The sequence below is a fragment of the Microbacterium oryzae genome, assembly GCF_009735645.1.
Lineage (GTDB): Bacteria > Actinomycetota > Actinomycetes > Actinomycetales > Microbacteriaceae > Microbacterium > Microbacterium oryzae.
Genome location: NZ_CP032550.1, coordinates 1,234,159 through 1,248,491 on the forward strand (window position 1 = coordinate 1,234,159; position 14,333 = coordinate 1,248,491).

Below are 14,333 nucleotides of genomic sequence, written 5' to 3' on the forward strand. Positions count from 1 at the left end.
GGGCGACGGTGACGTCCGCCCCGGCCGTCCGCCGCCACCCGGCCGGTCTCACCGCCCGGCTACTGCGCCGCGCGCACGCGCAGCTCGCGGGCGAGGTGGTCGCGCTGCTCGATCACGAGGCGTCGCAGGGCGGCCGGGGCGTCCTCGTTCTCCGCCAGCCACCCGTCGACGAGCTCGAGCGAGTCCGAGCTCGGGAACAGACCGCGCACGAGGCGCCCGGCGATCTCGATGCTGCGCTCGTTCCACGCGTCGCGGATCCGCGCGAAGTACTCCGCGTCGAACCGCGCGATGAGATCGCGGCGCCCGCCCGCGCGGAAGCCGGCGATCGTGGCGGAGAGGTGGTCGTTCGTCAGGCTGGTGTCGTCCCAGGCGGATGCCCATGCCGCGGCCCGCACATCGGCGTCCGGCCGCGCGGCGAGCACCTCGATCCGCGAGGTCCGCCCGTTCGCCGTGTCGTCGCGCACGAGCTCCGTATCGGCATCCTCCGCCGACGCGTGCCCGGTCGCGGCGAGCGCGGCCAGCCACGACCAGCGCAGCTCGGGATCGAGCGCGAGTCCCTCCGGCGCGACCGCCGACCCCTCGAGCATGCCGCGCAGCTCGTCGGCATGCGCATCGTCCACGGCGGCGGCCGCACCGACAGCACGGGCCCACGCGAGCTGCGCGTCGGAGCCCGGCGCGGACGCGACCATCCCCTGCCAGGCCGCGTCCAGCCATCCGGCCCGTTCGCCGGCTCGCGCGTCATCGGCCGTGTAGTGCTCCACGGCGAACGCCGCATTCGCGAGCACGCCGCCGAGGAGCGCGACATTCGACTCCGCGGGCGCGTGACGGCGCACGATCTCCAGATAGCGGGCGGTCGCGAGCTCGCCGTCGCGCACCGCGTTCCACAGCGCCGACCACACGAGGCCGCGAGCGAGCGCGTCGTCGATCGTCGACAGGGCCTCGGTCACCGCGTCGAGCGAGCGCTCGTCGAGCCGGGCCTTCGCGTAGGTGCGGTCGCCCTCGTTGGGCAGGATGAGGTCCGCATCGGGTGCGACGGGCAGTGCGACGGTCGTCCGCTCCTCGTGGATGTCGAGGTCGACCGCGGCTCGCCGCGCGAGGCGCCCTCCATCCAGCGCGTACAGGCCGAGGGCGAGGCGATGCGGGCGCGGGTCGGTCTGCACGACGACGAGTTCGCCATCCCCCCGCTCGACGGAGATCGTCGACACACCGGTCGTCTCGAGCCACGCGCGCGACCAGCCGCGCACATTCCGACCGGAGACCTCCTCGAGCTGCACGAGCAGGTCCTCGAGCGTGGTGTTGCCGAACGCGTGCGCGGCGAAGTAGCGGCGGGCGCCCTCGAAGAACGCCTCCTCGCCCACGAACGCCACGAGCTGCTTCAGCACCGACGCGCCCTTGGCGTAGGTGATGCCGTCGAAGTTGAGCTTCGCGGCCTCCAGGTCCGGGATGTCCGCGACGACCGGATGGGTCGTGGGCAGCTGGTCCTGCTGGTACGCCCAGGCCTTCCGCCGGTTCGCGAACGTCACCCACGCATCCGTGTACTGCGTGGCGACCGCCGCGGCATGCGACCCCATGTAGTCGGCGAAGGACTCCTTCAGCCACAGGTCGTCCCACCAGCGCATCGTCACGAGGTCGCCGAACCACATGTGCGCCATCTCGTGGAGGATGGTGTTCGCGCGTCCCTCGTGCTGGGCGACGGTCGACGCGCCACGGAACACGTACGACTCGGTGAACGTCACGAGCCCGGGGTTCTCCATCGCCCCGAGGTTGTACTCGGGGACGAAGATCTGGTCGTACTTGCCCCACGGATACGCGTACGCGAACGCCTCGCTGAAGAAGTCCAGGCCCTGCCGCGTGATCTCCAGCACCTCGTCGGCGTCGAGGTGCGGGGCGAGCGAGCGGCGGCACAGCACACCGAGCGCGACGGTCTGGTCATCACCCGTCCACTCCCCGTCGACCCGGTGATACGGGCCCGCCGCCACCGACGTGATGTAGCTGGAGATGGGCAGCGTCGGCGCGAACTCGATCTCCTGCGCGCCATCCGTCTCGCTCGACGCGACGGCGCTTTGGTTCGACAGCACCTGCCATCCGCTCGGCGCGACGACGCGGAACGTGTACCGGGCCTTCATGTCGGGCTGCTCGAAGCACGCCATCACACGACGCGAGTCCGCCGGCTCGTACTGCGTGTAGAGGTAGGTCTCGCCGTCGACCGGGTCGACGAAGCGGTGAAGGCCCTCGCCCGAGCGGCTGTAGGCACCGCGCGCCACGACGCGCACGGTGTTCTCGTCGCCGAGCCCCGTCACGCGGATCCGCGCGCCGTCCCAGTCGACCGGCTGCTCTGCGCCGTTCACCGCGACCGACTCGACCGCCTCGCCGATGAAGTCGATCCACGTCTCGTCGGTCGTCGCGGCGAACTCGAGCGTGCTGACGGTGGGGAACCCCGTCTGCGTCGGGTCCGGCGCACCGGTGAGGTCGAGTTCGACCCGGATGGCCCGGGCGAAGATGGCCGCGGATCGCGCGGCCGCTGCTTCATGGCTGAGGTTGGCGCTGTTCACCCATCCATGCTGTCACGCGGTCTGGGCGTAGGCTGGCCGCGATGAGCACTCCCGACACCGACGGCATGAACTTCCACACGCGCAAGTGGATCCGCCCCGAGGACCTCAATGCGAACGGCACCCTGTTCGGCGGCAGCCTGCTGAAGTGGATCGACGAGGAAGCGGCGATCTACGCGATCATCCAGCTCGGCAACTACCGCGTCGTGACGAAGCTTATCTCCGAGATCAACTTCCAGGCCTCCGCGCTGCAGGGCGACCTCGTCGAGATGGGCCTCATCGCGACGCACTTCGGCCGCACGTCGCTGACCATGCGCGCGGTCGTCCGCAACATGATCACGCGGAAGACCATCCTCACGATCGAGAAGATCGTCTTCGTGAGCATCGGCGACGACGGGCTCCCCTCGCCGCACGGCTACGACTCGATCACCTACAAGCGCGATCGCATGCCGACGCAGCATTCCGCGACCGGGGCCATCCGCCTGCCCTAGTTCAGCGGACGGACACCGCTCCGGCCTGGATCTCGACGGCGAAGCCCTCGACCTCGCCGATCTCCTCGCCGTCGACCTCGAGCACGCGGGGCCGCGGCAGGCGCACGTCGACCGCGGTTGCGCGCGAGTGCGCGGCCGTCGAGGTGCTCTCGGCCCTGTCGGTCGCACCGAGCATGCGACGCACGCCGTTCTCCCACATGAACGAGCGCATGGTGTCGAGCCAGCCGGCCAGGCCCTCCGCGCTCAGCAGCAGCAGGTCCAGCTCGCCGTCTGACGGGTTCGCGTCGGGCATGAGGCTGATGCCGCCCTGCAGCATGCCGCAGTTGCCGATGAGCAGCGTGTGCCCCGCCGCCGCGACGAACTCACCGTGATCGACGGCGATCCGCATCTTCACGACCTCGCTCGCATTGACGGCGCGACCGAGCGACTCGACGTAGGCCAGCCATCCGACCCGGCCCTTCAGGTCGTCGCTCGTCTCGACGATCATGTGCGCATCGATGCCGAAGCCGGCCATCACGCTGAACGCCATGCGCGTCGGCTCGCCCGCGAGCTCGGTCTCGAGCCATCCCAGGTCGAGGGGTCGCGGCTGGCGCGCGAACGCCCGCGCGAAGGCGGCCGCGGGGCTGGCGAGCGGGATGTCGAGGTTGCGCGCGAGGAGGTTGCCGGTGCCGAGCGGCACGATCGCGAGCTCCGCGCCCGCCCCCGGCTCGGCGAGCCGCTCCGCGACCGCGCGCACGGTGCCGTCACCCCCTGCGGTGACGATCACGTCGGCGCCCCACTCGAGGGCCAGCTCGGCGACGATCTGCCCGGGGTCCTCGGGCGTGGTCTCCCACCACGAGATGTCGGGAAGCTCGTCGGTCAGCGCCGCATGGAGGGCGGTGTCGAGCCCGCGCTCGAGCACCTCGCGCTCGGTCTTGGCGGGATTCCAGATGATGGCCATCCGCTCGTGTGCCATGCGCTCCCTCTGTTCGGCGGCGCGGCTCCGTCAGTCCCCCGGGACGACGAGATGGGCCTTCTTCGCCTGCTTGCGATTGCGTTCCTTCGCGAAGATCTCCTTCGCGTCGGCTGGGTCCAGTCTGCCCTCCGCGAGCATCCGGATCGGACAGCGCTTGCAGCGTGGCTTCGACTTGCAGCAGGTCTTCTTCGGCTTGTCCCGCTTGCCCTTCTTCTTCTTCCCGGAGCCCACCCCGTCATGGTAGGCGCTGCCGCCTCCCCCGTCAGAACGAGATCGGAAGCGACGGGGTGAGCCGCCGCAGCCGCGTGTGCGTCGGCAGCAGCGCGTCGTACAGCTCGTCGAACACCGGCAGCAGCGCGCGATACACGGCCGAATCGCCCGGATGGGGGCGGATCGTCTCGTGCACGGGCAGGCGCTGCGCGGCGACGTCGATCGACTCGATGAGCCCGAGCGCCTGCATGCCGAGGAGCGCTGCGCCGTAGCTCGACCCCTCCTGGCCCTCCAGCAACCCGACCGGCGCGCCGAACGCGTCGGCGAGCGTCTGCTGCCACAGCGGGTGCTGCATGACGCCGCCGGTGGCGCGGATCTCCTGCACCTCGAGATCGGCGGCCCGCATCGACTGCAGCACGAGCGCCAGCTGCATCGCGACGCCCTCGACCGCCGCGCGGACGAGGTGCTCGGTGCGGTGCGCGCGCGTGAGCCCGATGTAGGAGCCCCGCGCGATGCTGCTCCAGTGCGGCGCGCGCTCGCTCAGCAGGTACGGCAGCATGAGCAGCCCGCCCGACCCCGCCGGCACGGTGGCGGCGGCGTCGAGGAGCTCCGCGGTGGTGAGCTCGTGCCCGCCCGCGATCTCCGAGCGCACCCAGTCGAGGGTGACGCCGCCGTTGTTGATGGCGCCGCCGATGACCCAGCGGTCCTCCGTGAGCGCGTAGCAGAACACGCCGCCGCGCGGGTCGACCGCGGGCCGGTCGACGGCGACGCGCAGGGCGCCGCTCGTGCCGATCGAGCAGGCCGCGACGCCGGGCCGGACGGCGCCGACACCGAGGTTCGCGAGCGGGCCATCCCCCGCGCCCACGACGACCGGAGTGGCGGCGGGCAGCCCCGTGGCCGCGGCGCCCTCCTCGGTCATCGTCTCGAGGATGGTCGTGGTCGGGACGAGCTCCGGCAGCTGCTCCGCGCGGATGCCGGCGAGCGACAGGGCCTCCTCGTCCCACGCCAGTCGATGGATGTCCATGAGACCCGAGCAGGACGCCAGCGAGTGGTCGATGACGAGGGCGCCGCACATCCGCAGCAGCACCCAGTCCTTGATTCCGGCCCAGATCGCGGCCTCCTGGCGGATCCGCGGCTCCTGCTCGCGGAACCAGATGAGCTTCGTCAGCGGCGACATGGGGTGGATGGGGGTGCCCGTGCGACGGTGGAGGGCCAGGCCCGCCGCCGACGCGCGCAGTCGTTCGGCCTGGACGGCGGCGCGGGTGTCGGCCCAGGTGACCACGGGAGTCAGCGGCCGCAGGCCCGCGTCGAGCGCCATCAGCGAGTGCATCGCCGACGAGAACGACAGCCCGGCGACGCGCTCGGCGCCGATCTGCTCGACGACCTCTCGGATGGCCTGGTACACGGCCTCGAGGATGAGGTCGGGATCCTGCACGGCGTGGCCGGGGTGCGGCTCCTCCAGCGGGTAGCCGCGCGAGGCCGAGGAGACGAGGTCGCCGTCCACCGTCCAGGCGACGGCCTTCGTCGCCGTCGTGCCCATGTCGACACCGATGACGATGTCGCGCGCGGTACCCGCGACCGTCCCTGCGCCGGTCTCTGCGGCCGTCACAGCTCTGCGCTCGGGAGGGCGATGACGACCTTGCTCGAGGTCTGGGAGTCGCGGGCGAGGGCGAAGGCGTCGGCGACGTCGTCGAGGGGCAGCACGTGGGTGACGACCTGCTCGATCTCGGGCCGCGCGGTCAGCAGCGTCACGGCCTCGTCGATCTCGTCGTCGAACCGGAACGTGCCCACCAGCGCGACCTCCTTCGAGATGAACGGGGCCAGGTTCACCGGGCGCGGCTCGTTCGGCACCATCCCGACCTGCACCACCACACCCCGGCGACGCACCGCGCCACCGGCGGCGGAGATCGCCACCGGCGCCCCCGAGCACTCCAGCACCACATCGAACGCGTTCCCCGGCAGCTCGTCCACCCCGACCCGCACCACCGCGTCCGCGCCCAGGGCACGCGCCCGCTCCAACGGCGCCTCGAGCACATCGCTCACCGTCACGTGCGCAGCGCCCCGCGCCCGCACGGCCGCCACCGCCAGCAGCCCGATCGGCCCCGCCCCCGACACCAGCACCCGCGCCCCGGCGAGATCCCCCGCCCGGGCCGCGGCGTGCAGGGCGACCGCGAGCGGCTCGGCGAGCACGGCCCGCCGCACCGGCAGGCCCCCCGGCAGCACCCGGACCATGTCCTCCCCCACCACCAGCAGCTCGCTCATCGCGCCCTGTGTATGCGGCCACGTCGACGCCGAACCCAGGTACGACCCGCCCGGCCACAGATGCCGGTCCCCCTCGATCCCCCGCTCCGGAGAGCCGAACCGGGCCGGATGCACCGTCACCGCAGTCCCCGGCGCCAGCCGCCCCGACGGGTCCAGATCCACCCGCCCCGACAGCTCGTGCCCGGGAACCAGAGGCTCACGCACCACGTACTCGCCGTTCGCGCCCTCGAAGTAGTAGTGCAGATCCGACCCGCAGATCCCCACGAACTCCACCCGCACCCGCACCTCCCCCGCCCCGGGCTCGGGCGCCGGAGCGTTCCGCACGTCGATCTGCTCCTTGCCGTCGATGAACGCCGCGCGCATCATCGCCTCCCTCTCGCTCATACGACCGCCGTCATCCCACCGTCGACGAAGATGTTCTGCCCCGACACGAAACTCGACGCATCCGACACCAGATACAGCAACGTCCCCCACAGCTCCCGGAAATCCCCCCACCGCTGAGCCGGAGTCCGCGCCCGCAACCACGCGTCGAACGCCTCGTCCTCGACCAGCGCACGGTTCATCTCCGTCGCGAAGTAGCCCGGCGAGATCGCGTTGACCTGCACGTTGAAACGCGAAAGATCCGCCGCCATCCCCTTCGTCAGCATCGCCACCCCGCCCTTCGACGCCGAATACGGGGCGATCGTCTGCCGCGCCAGCTGAGACTGCACCGACCCGATGTTCACCACCTTCCCCGACCCCCGCTCCGCCATCCCCGGCGTCACGAACCGCGACACATAGAACACGCTCGACAGATTCGCCGAGACCACCGCATCCCAATCCGCCACCGGGAACTCCGTGAACGGCGCCCGCCGCTGCACCCCCGCATTGTTCACCAGGATGTCCGGCACGCCCCGCTCCGCGACGAGATCACCCACACCCCGCTCCACCGCAGCAGCATCCGTCACATCGAACGCCACCACACCCGGCTCCCGACCCGTCGCCTCCGCGATCGCGTCACGCGTCGCGACGAGCGCGTCCCGATCCCGCCCGTGCAGCACCACATCCGCACCCGCCTCCGCCAGCGCGAGCGCAAGCGAACGCCCCAACCCCCGCGACGAACCCGTCACGAGAGCCGAACGACCCGAGATGTCGAAGATGTCCGTCATCAGAAGATCGCGAAGATGACGAGGACGAGCGCGAATCCGACGACGGACTCGATCGCCTGCTGCACCGTCCAGGTCTTCAGCGTCGTCTTCACGTCCATGCCCATCAGGCGTCCGACGAGCCAGAAGCCGGAGTCGTTGACGTGGCTGGCGAACACCGAGCCCGCCGCGGCAGCGAGGGTGATGGCGGCGGTGTCGATCGCGCTGAACCCGCCGTCGATGACGGCCGGCGCGAGCAGGCCCGCCGTGGTGACGAGCGCGACGGTGGCCGAGCCCTGCGCGACGCGGAGCGCGACGGCGATGACGTACGCGGCGAAGATGATGGGCAGGCCCAGGTCGGAGAGCGTGCTCGAGAGCGCGTCGCCGATGCCCGATGCGCGCAGCACCCCGCCGAACATGCCGCCGGCGCCGGTGATGAGGATGACCGACGAGACCGTGCCCAGCGTGCCCTCGACGAGCTTCTCGAGCGCGGACCCGTTCTCGCCGCGGAACTTGCCGAGCACGAGCAGCGCGATGAGCGACGTGATGAGGAGCGCGACCGGCGAGGTGCCCACGAGCATGAGCGCCTGCACCCAGGTGGCGTCGCGGTCGACGGCGCCGACCGAGCCGAGGGCGTTGAGGCCGGTGTTCATGAAGATGAGCACGAGCGGGAGCACGAGGATCCAGATGACCGTCGACGCCTTCGGTGGATTCTGCGGCTGGTCGTCGTCGGCCTGTCCAAAGAGGGCGGGCACGATCATGGGGTAGCGCTTGTTGACGAATTTGCCCCACAGGTAGCCGGAGAGGTACCAGGTCGGGAAGGCGATGACGAGACCGAGGAGCAGGACGATGCCGAGGTCCGCCTCGAAGAACTCCGTCGCCGACACCGGGCCCGGGTGCGGCGGCAGGAAGACGTGCATGACCGAGAAGGCCGCCGCGCCGGAGAAGCCGTAGAGCAGCAGGTTCTTGCCGCCGATGCGACGCGCGACGGCGAAGATGATCGGCAGCATGACGACGAGACCCGCGTCGAAGAAGATCGGGAAGCCGAGGATGAGCGAGGTGACGCCGAGGGCGAAGGCCGCGCGCTTCTCGCCGAAGATCGAGACCATCTTCTCGGCGATCACCTTCGCGCCGCCGCTCGACTCGATGAGGCGGCCGAGGATGGCGCCCAGTCCGATGAGCAACGCGACCGACCCCAGCGTGGAGCCGAAGCTCGCGACGAGGACGTCGTTGACGAGCGCGCCCATCGGGATGCCGGTCGCGATCGCGGTCAGCAGTGAGACGACGATGAGCACGAGGAACGCGTGCAGCCGCACCTTGATGACGAGGAAGAGGATGAGCGCGACGGCAGCGGCCGCGATGGCGAGCAGGGGCCCGGCGCCCATCGTCTGGGTCCAGTCTTCCATGGGGTTCTCCGTTGAATCGAGGGATCGAACGCGGTAGCGCGCTCGCCAGGCAGGAAAGGTACTACTTAATAGGCAGATAAGATACTACGTAACGAGCGAGCAAGGGAGCGGCATGGCGCGCGTGCACGGCGATGTGCTGGATGACCTGGGGCGCCGCATCGCCTCGGGAGACCCGCGCCCCGGCTCCGTCTTCACGCTCGCGCAGATCGAGAGCGAGTACGGGGCATCCCGGACCGTCGTGCGGGAGGCCGTGCGCGTGCTCGAGAGCATCCGGATGGTCGCCTCGCGTCGCCGCGTCGGCATCACGGTGCAGCCGCGCGAGCGGTGGGACGCGTTCGACCCGCAGCTCATCCGCTGGAGCCTCGACGGCCCGTTCCGGCAGCAGCAGCTCGAGGCGCTCATGGAACTGCGCGTGTCGGTGGAGCCGATGGCCGCTCGTCTCGCCGCCGCGCGGGCGACGGCGGCGCAGCGGGCGGAGCTGCTGCGTCTGGCCGAGCGACTGCAGGAGCTCGGCGCCCGGGGCCGCGGCGACTCGCCCGACTACCTGCAGACCGACCTCGACTTCCACGGCACGCTGCTCGAGGCGTCGGGCAACCCGCTGCTCACCGCGCTCGTCACGCCCGTGCACGACGTGCTCGCCGGCCGCGCGCACCTGGGACTCACCCCCGGCACGCCCGCCCCCGGCACCCTCGAGCAGCACGTGCGAACGGCTCAGGCGATCGCCGCCGCGGACGCCGACGCGGCGGAACGGCATTCCCGTTCGCACATGCGGACGGTCTGGCAGGAGATCGCCGACCACGGCACCTGACCCTGGCCGACTCCGTCGGGGGTGTCAACCCTCAGGGCGCGCTTCCGAGCCTGCCTAGGATATCGGGAAGACCATCGGAAGGCGGGGGATGATCGACGAACGACGGCGACAGCAGGCACTCGACGCGCTGGGGGTGCTGGACACGCCGCCGGACGAGCGCGTGGATCGCATCACGCGGCTCGCGAAGGACATCTTCGACGTGCCGATGGTGAGCGTCACCCTCATCGATCGCGATCGGCAATGGCGCAAGTCGGAGATCGGCCTCGGCGGCCGGGAGGCCCCCCGCGAGGACGCCTTCTGCGATGCGACGGTGCGCCAGGACGCCACCCTCGTGGTCGAGGACGCATCGACGACCGAGCGGTTCGCCGAGAACCCGTTCGTCGCCGGCGACCCGCACCTGCGCTTCTACGCCGGCCAGCCCCTGCACGCGCCGGGTGGCGAGCCGATCGGCACCCTGTGCCTGCTCGACACGCAGCCCCGCGCCTTCGACGACGACGAACGCAAGATGCTGGGAGACCTCGCCCTCTGGGTGCAGACCGAGCTCGCGAACGAGCAGGAGCTCGACCACGCCGTGCTCGTGCAGCGCAACCTCACTCCCCGCCGCCTCCCGGAGGTGCCCGGCTACACGCTCGCCGGCGGCTCTGCCGCGCGGGGCCGCCTCGCCGGCGACTTCTACGACCTGGCCCTCCGCGACGGACGCATCCGACTCACCCTCGCCGACGTCATGGGCAAGGGCACGGGCCCCGCCCTCATCGCCTCGGCCGTGCGGGCGTCGTTCCGCACCGCACCCTCGCGGCCGCTCGTCGCCGCCGTCGCCGAGGTGGACCGCCTGCTCGAGGAGGACCTCGGCGACCTGACGATGTTCGTCACCGCCGTGCACGCCGACATCGACATGCAGACCGGAGCTCTCGAACTCGTCGACGCGGGGCACAGCCTCGCCTTCGTCATGCGGGCGGATGGCTCCTGGCTGCCGGTGCGCTCGACCGGGCTTCCGCTGGGCATGGGGATGATCCCTCCCGAGGACCGGGAGGTCGCTCGTGCGGTCCTCGAGCCCGGCGACGCCCTCCTCTGCTGCAGCGACGGTCTTCTCGACGTGCTGGATCCCGAGGATCCCTTCGGGCACGTCGCCCGGATCCTCGACGAGCGCGGACCGGCGGGCGCGGTGGACGAGGCGCTGCGCCTCGTGACGGACGCGATCGACGACATCACCGTGGTCGTCGTCAGGCGCGACGCATGAACGGGCGCTTCGCGGCCATCCGCGTCCTGGCGGTGCTGTCGGTCCTGCTGGGCGTGAACTACGTCGCCTGGCGCTGGCTCGCCTCCGTGAACTGGGAGGCGTGGTGGATCGCCGTTCCGCTCGTGATGGCCGAGACCTACAGCGTCATCGACACCGTGCTGTTCTGCCTCACGATGTGGCGCGCCCGCGATCGGCCGGCGCCGACGTCCGACCCGCAGGGCACCGTCGACGTGTTCATCACGACCTACAACGAGCCCATCGAGATGGTGATGCACACGGCGATCGCCGCGAAGCGCATCGCGTACCCGCACGAGACGTGGATCCTCGACGACGGCTCGCGCGCCGAGCTCGAGCAGGCGGCCGCAGAGGCGGGCATCGGCTACATCCGCCGCTCCGAGGAGTGGGATGGCAAGCCGCGCCATGCGAAGGCCGGCAACCTCAACAACGCCCTCTTCCAGACCGACGGCGAGTTCCTCCTCATCCTCGACGCCGACCAGGTGCCCGACCCGCTCATCCTGCACCGCACGCTGGGCTACTTCGCCGACGACCCCGAGGTCGCGCTCGTGCAGACCCCGCAGTGGTTCTCGAACGTCGATGAGGCCGACCCGCTCGGGAGTCAGGCGCCGCTGTTCTACGGTCCCATCCAGCAGGGCAAGGATGGCTGGAACGCCGCGTTCTTCTGCGGATCGAACGCGATCCTGCGGCGCGAGGCGCTCATGCAGCTCGGCATCGTCGGATATGTGCGCGACGTGGCCGACTCCACCGCGCGCGCCCTCCGCGCCTCGGAGACGCTGATGCGGCGCGAGATCCGCGCGACCGGCGACCCCGAGCTCCGCGAGGAGCTCGTCGCCGTGCGCGACGAGATCGTCAAGGCCAGGGCCGCGCTCGCGCAGGGCGAGCCGGTGGCCGACATCACGTTCGCTCTGCGGGCCGTGGTCGACCAGGCGTCGCTGCGTCTGCTCACGCACGACATGGCCGGCATCCGCGACGACCTCGACGTCATCCGCAGCCTGCCCGTCGAACGCGACGCCGAGCTCGATGCGGTCGTCGTCGACGATGCGGCCCTCGACGCCTTCGCCGCCGCCGACCTCTCCCCGCTCGGCGCGCTCGAGGCCGTCGCCGGTCTCGTCGACGCCCTGCGGATCGACCGCTCCGACGAGGCCCAGCCGGTCCTCCCCCTCGCCACGATCTCGGTCACCGAGGACATGGCCACGGCGATGCAGCTGCACGCGCTCGGATGGCGCAGCGTCTATCACCACGAGATCCTCGCCCGCGGTCTCGCCCCCGAGGACCTGCGGACCATGCTCACGCAGCGTCTCCGCTGGGCGCAGGGCACGCTGCAGGTGATGCTGCGCGACAACCCGCTCGTCAAGCGCGGGCTGTCGGGCGGGCAGCGCCTCATGTACTTCGCGACCATGTGGAGCTACCTGTCCGGCTTCACCGCGCTCATCTACATCGCCGCGCCCGTCGTCTACCTCGTCTTCGGCGTGCTCCCGGTGACGGCCTGGTCGGTCGACTTCTTCGCCCGGTTCCTGCCGGCGTTCCTCGTCAACCAGCTGCTCTTCCTCGTGGTCGGTCGCGGCATGAAGACGTGGCGCGGCCAGCAGTACTCCCTCGCGCTCTTCCCGGTGTGGATCCGCGCGTGCTGGACGGCGTTCGCCAACGTCGTGCTCAAGCGCCCCCTGGGCTTCGCCGTCACCCGCAAGGACGGTCGCGACCCGAACGGCGTCCCGTGGCGTCAGATCTGGCCGCAGCTCGCCGCGATGGGAACGCTCGTCGTGGCGCTCGTCATCGGGGCCGTGCGCGTGTTCATCGGAACCGCGGATGGCCTCGGCACCCTCGTCAACACGGCGTGGGTCACGTACGACCTCGTCGTGCTCAGCGTCATCCTCCAGGCGGCCTTCTACCGCGGCCCCGCCCCCGAACCCGCTCCCGACCGAGAGGCAGCAGCATGAACCTGACCACCGACATCCGCCGGCGCTACGCCGTCGTGACGATCACCGGAAGGCTGACCGCCTCGGGCGCCCCGCGCCTGCGCGACGCCGTGAAGGAGCTCGTCGACGCCGGCCACGCGCAGATCGTCGTCGACCTCGGCGCGACGGAGTTCGTCGACTCGTCCGGGCTCGGCGCCCTCATCAGCGGCCTGAAGACCGCACGCGTCGCAGGCGGCGACCTCCGCATCGCCCAGGTGCCGGCGGGCGTGCGCTCGGTGATGAAGCTGACGAACCTCGATCGCGTGCTGCGCGAGCACGAGTCCGTGGAATCCGCGTTCGATGTCCGCTGACGACCGCACCCGCCGCGCCCGCGTCGAGGGACGCGCGGATCTCCCCTTCGTCGACGCCGTCCTCGACGCCCTCGAGAAGCTGTGGGACGAGGCGCCCGACGTCGCCGACGAGGACCGCATGCTCTTCACGCTGGCGGTGTCGGAGATCGCGACCAACGTCGCCACGCACGCTCCCGGCGCTCCGGACCTCGTGACGTCCGCCGAGCTCGAGGTAAGCGAGGACATGCTGCGCGCGGTGATCAAGGACACCGCGGCGCCGGTGCAGATCGACTGGTCGGCCGTCGGCATGCCGGGGGACGACGCCGAGTCCGGGCGCGGACTCGCTCTCGCTCAGGCCACGCTCGATCGACTCGAGCACCGGTCGGACGAGGACGGCAACATCTGGCTCCTCGTCCGCCGAGGCGGAGTCACTCGCTCGTAGGCGCCGAGGAGCGCTGCCGGTCGGCGTGCCCCTCGGCGAGGAACGCCAGCCGGCGGAGGGTCTCGTTGTTGCGCGCGTGCAGCATCGGGTCCATGACGAACTGCGGGACGAGCGTGCCCGGCCCTTCGTCGGCGCGCTCGAGGATGCGGACCACCGAGCCCTCGCCGCGCGGCTTCACCTCGATCGTCACCTTCGCCTCGCCGATCGGCCAGCCGCGGGCCTGCAGCACCATGCGGTGCGGCGGGTCCCACTCCAGGCACACGGTGGTGTCGTCGATGAGCGCGGGCCAGCTGCCGAAGGAGTGGTGGAGCCGCGATCCGGGCTGCGGCCATTCGGCCTCGACCTGGCGCATCCGCGACGCGCCGACCACCCAGACCGGATACAGCCATCCGTCACCGAGGACGCGGAACAGCGTCTCGGGGCTGCAGCGGATCTCGCGCACATTGCTCGACATGGTCGACCTTCCCGTTCGTTCGGCTCGTGTCCTCACGCTATGCCGCCGGGCGCGGCGGGGCGCAGGGCTTGACACACCCGGGGCGCGAGCACGACGAGCGGAGCACCCCGGCCCGGCAATCGGTACGGTTGC

14 protein-coding genes are annotated in these 14,333 nt (G+C 71.1%); 6 read left to right on the top strand and 8 right to left on the bottom strand.

Features of this window, described 5'->3' with window-relative positions; all coding sequences use genetic code 11:
* Positions 1 to 59: 59 nt before the first annotated feature.
* A complete protein-coding gene (pepN, locus tag D7D94_RS05765) occupies positions 60 to 2,552 on the bottom strand; it encodes an aminopeptidase N (protein ID WP_156241718.1) in 2,493 nt (830 codons plus the stop codon).
* A gap of 41 nt (positions 2,553 to 2,593) precedes the next feature.
* Here pepN and D7D94_RS05770 point away from each other — a divergent pair, with 41 nt between their 5' ends.
* On the top strand, positions 2,594 to 3,040 hold the full coding sequence (locus D7D94_RS05770) for an acyl-CoA thioesterase (RefSeq protein ID WP_246171887.1): 447 nt from the start codon (positions 2,594 to 2,596) through the stop codon (positions 3,038 to 3,040).
* A 1-nt stretch (position 3,041) separates the two neighbouring features.
* On the opposite strand, the gene D7D94_RS05775 is transcribed toward D7D94_RS05770, so the two are convergent.
* Genes D7D94_RS05775 through D7D94_RS05800 form a run of 6 tightly spaced genes read right to left on the bottom strand, consistent with a single transcriptional unit; the run spans position 3,042 to position 8,997 of the window.
* The gene (locus D7D94_RS05775) at positions 3,042 to 3,995 is read right to left on the bottom strand and encodes a diacylglycerol/lipid kinase family protein (RefSeq protein ID WP_156241719.1); all 954 of its coding nucleotides are present in this window, start codon (positions 3,993 to 3,995) and stop codon (positions 3,042 to 3,044) included.
* A gap of 30 nt (positions 3,996 to 4,025) precedes the next feature.
* Positions 4,026 to 4,226, bottom strand: a complete 201-nt coding sequence (locus D7D94_RS05780; RefSeq protein WP_156241720.1) for a hypothetical protein — start codon at positions 4,224 to 4,226, stop codon at positions 4,026 to 4,028.
* A gap of 31 nt (positions 4,227 to 4,257) precedes the next feature.
* Entirely contained in the window at positions 4,258 to 5,814 is a 1,557-nt protein-coding gene (locus tag D7D94_RS05785) for a gluconokinase (RefSeq protein ID WP_246171888.1), read from the bottom strand.
* Positions 5,811 to 6,830 carry a zinc-binding dehydrogenase gene (locus D7D94_RS05790; RefSeq protein ID WP_156243343.1) on the bottom strand — a complete coding sequence of 340 codons (1,020 nt, stop codon included), beginning with the start codon at positions 6,828 to 6,830 and terminating at the stop codon, positions 5,811 to 5,813. The genes D7D94_RS05785 and D7D94_RS05790 overlap by 4 nt, the downstream gene beginning before the upstream one ends.
* 17 nt (positions 6,831 to 6,847) lie before the next feature.
* Positions 6,848 to 7,615, bottom strand: coding sequence for an SDR family oxidoreductase (locus tag D7D94_RS05795; RefSeq protein ID WP_156241721.1), 768 nt, complete (start codon positions 7,613 to 7,615; stop codon positions 6,848 to 6,850).
* A complete protein-coding gene (locus D7D94_RS05800) occupies positions 7,615 to 8,997 on the bottom strand; it encodes a GntP family permease (protein ID WP_156241722.1) in 1,383 nt (460 codons plus the stop codon). The genes D7D94_RS05795 and D7D94_RS05800 overlap by 1 nt, the downstream gene beginning before the upstream one ends.
* A gap of 112 nt (positions 8,998 to 9,109) precedes the next feature.
* Here D7D94_RS05800 and D7D94_RS05805 point away from each other — a divergent pair, with 112 nt between their 5' ends.
* The 5 genes from D7D94_RS05805 to D7D94_RS05825 all read left to right on the top strand — a co-directional run bounded on the left by D7D94_RS05805 (position 9,110) and on the right by D7D94_RS05825 (position 13,747).
* Positions 9,110 to 9,805, top strand: coding sequence for a FadR/GntR family transcriptional regulator (locus D7D94_RS05805; protein ID WP_156241723.1), 696 nt, complete (start codon positions 9,110 to 9,112; stop codon positions 9,803 to 9,805).
* An 88-nt stretch (positions 9,806 to 9,893) separates the two neighbouring features.
* Positions 9,894 to 11,042: a PP2C family protein-serine/threonine phosphatase gene (locus D7D94_RS05810; protein ID WP_156241724.1), complete on the top strand. Its 1,149-nt coding sequence runs from the start codon at positions 9,894 to 9,896 to the stop codon at positions 11,040 to 11,042.
* Positions 11,039 to 12,997, top strand: coding sequence for a glycosyltransferase (locus D7D94_RS05815; RefSeq protein WP_156241725.1), 1,959 nt, complete (start codon positions 11,039 to 11,041; stop codon positions 12,995 to 12,997). The genes D7D94_RS05810 and D7D94_RS05815 overlap by 4 nt, the downstream gene beginning before the upstream one ends.
* A complete protein-coding gene (locus D7D94_RS05820) occupies positions 12,994 to 13,326 on the top strand; it encodes an STAS domain-containing protein (protein ID WP_156241726.1) in 333 nt (110 codons plus the stop codon). The genes D7D94_RS05815 and D7D94_RS05820 overlap by 4 nt, the downstream gene beginning before the upstream one ends.
* Positions 13,316 to 13,747: an ATP-binding protein gene (locus D7D94_RS05825; protein WP_156241727.1), complete on the top strand. Its 432-nt coding sequence runs from the start codon at positions 13,316 to 13,318 to the stop codon at positions 13,745 to 13,747. The genes D7D94_RS05820 and D7D94_RS05825 overlap by 11 nt, the downstream gene beginning before the upstream one ends.
* Here D7D94_RS05825 and D7D94_RS05830 read toward each other — a convergent pair.
* On the bottom strand, positions 13,734 to 14,201 hold the full coding sequence (locus tag D7D94_RS05830) for an SRPBCC family protein (RefSeq protein WP_156241728.1): 468 nt from the start codon (positions 14,199 to 14,201) through the stop codon (positions 13,734 to 13,736). The genes D7D94_RS05825 and D7D94_RS05830 overlap by 14 nt on opposite strands.
* Positions 14,202 to 14,333: the final 132 nt, after the last annotated feature.

Bases quoted from the DNA above. Each gene is read 5' to 3' on its own strand.
- D7D94_RS05770 (WP_246171887.1), top strand. From the start codon at position 2,594: ATGAGCACTCCCGACACCGACGGCATGAACTTCCACACGCGCAAGTGG.
- D7D94_RS05775 (WP_156241719.1), bottom strand. From the start codon at position 3,995: ATGGCACACGAGCGGATGGCCATCATCTGGAATCCCGCCAAGACCGAG.
- D7D94_RS05790 (WP_156243343.1), bottom strand. From the start codon at position 6,830: ATGCGCGCGGCGTTCATCGACGGCAAGGAGCAGATCGACGTGCGGAAC.
- D7D94_RS05795 (WP_156241721.1), bottom strand. From the start codon at position 7,615: ATGACGGACATCTTCGACATCTCGGGTCGTTCGGCTCTCGTGACGGGT.
- D7D94_RS05800 (WP_156241722.1), bottom strand. From the start codon at position 8,997: ATGGAAGACTGGACCCAGACGATGGGCGCCGGGCCCCTGCTCGCCATC.
- D7D94_RS05805 (WP_156241723.1), top strand. From the start codon at position 9,110: ATGGCGCGCGTGCACGGCGATGTGCTGGATGACCTGGGGCGCCGCATC.
- D7D94_RS05810 (WP_156241724.1), top strand. From the start codon at position 9,894: ATGATCGACGAACGACGGCGACAGCAGGCACTCGACGCGCTGGGGGTG.
- D7D94_RS05815 (WP_156241725.1), top strand. From the start codon at position 11,039: ATGAACGGGCGCTTCGCGGCCATCCGCGTCCTGGCGGTGCTGTCGGTC.
- D7D94_RS05820 (WP_156241726.1), top strand. From the start codon at position 12,994: ATGAACCTGACCACCGACATCCGCCGGCGCTACGCCGTCGTGACGATC.
- D7D94_RS05825 (WP_156241727.1), top strand. From the start codon at position 13,316: ATGTCCGCTGACGACCGCACCCGCCGCGCCCGCGTCGAGGGACGCGCG.
- D7D94_RS05830 (WP_156241728.1), bottom strand. From the start codon at position 14,201: ATGTCGAGCAATGTGCGCGAGATCCGCTGCAGCCCCGAGACGCTGTTC.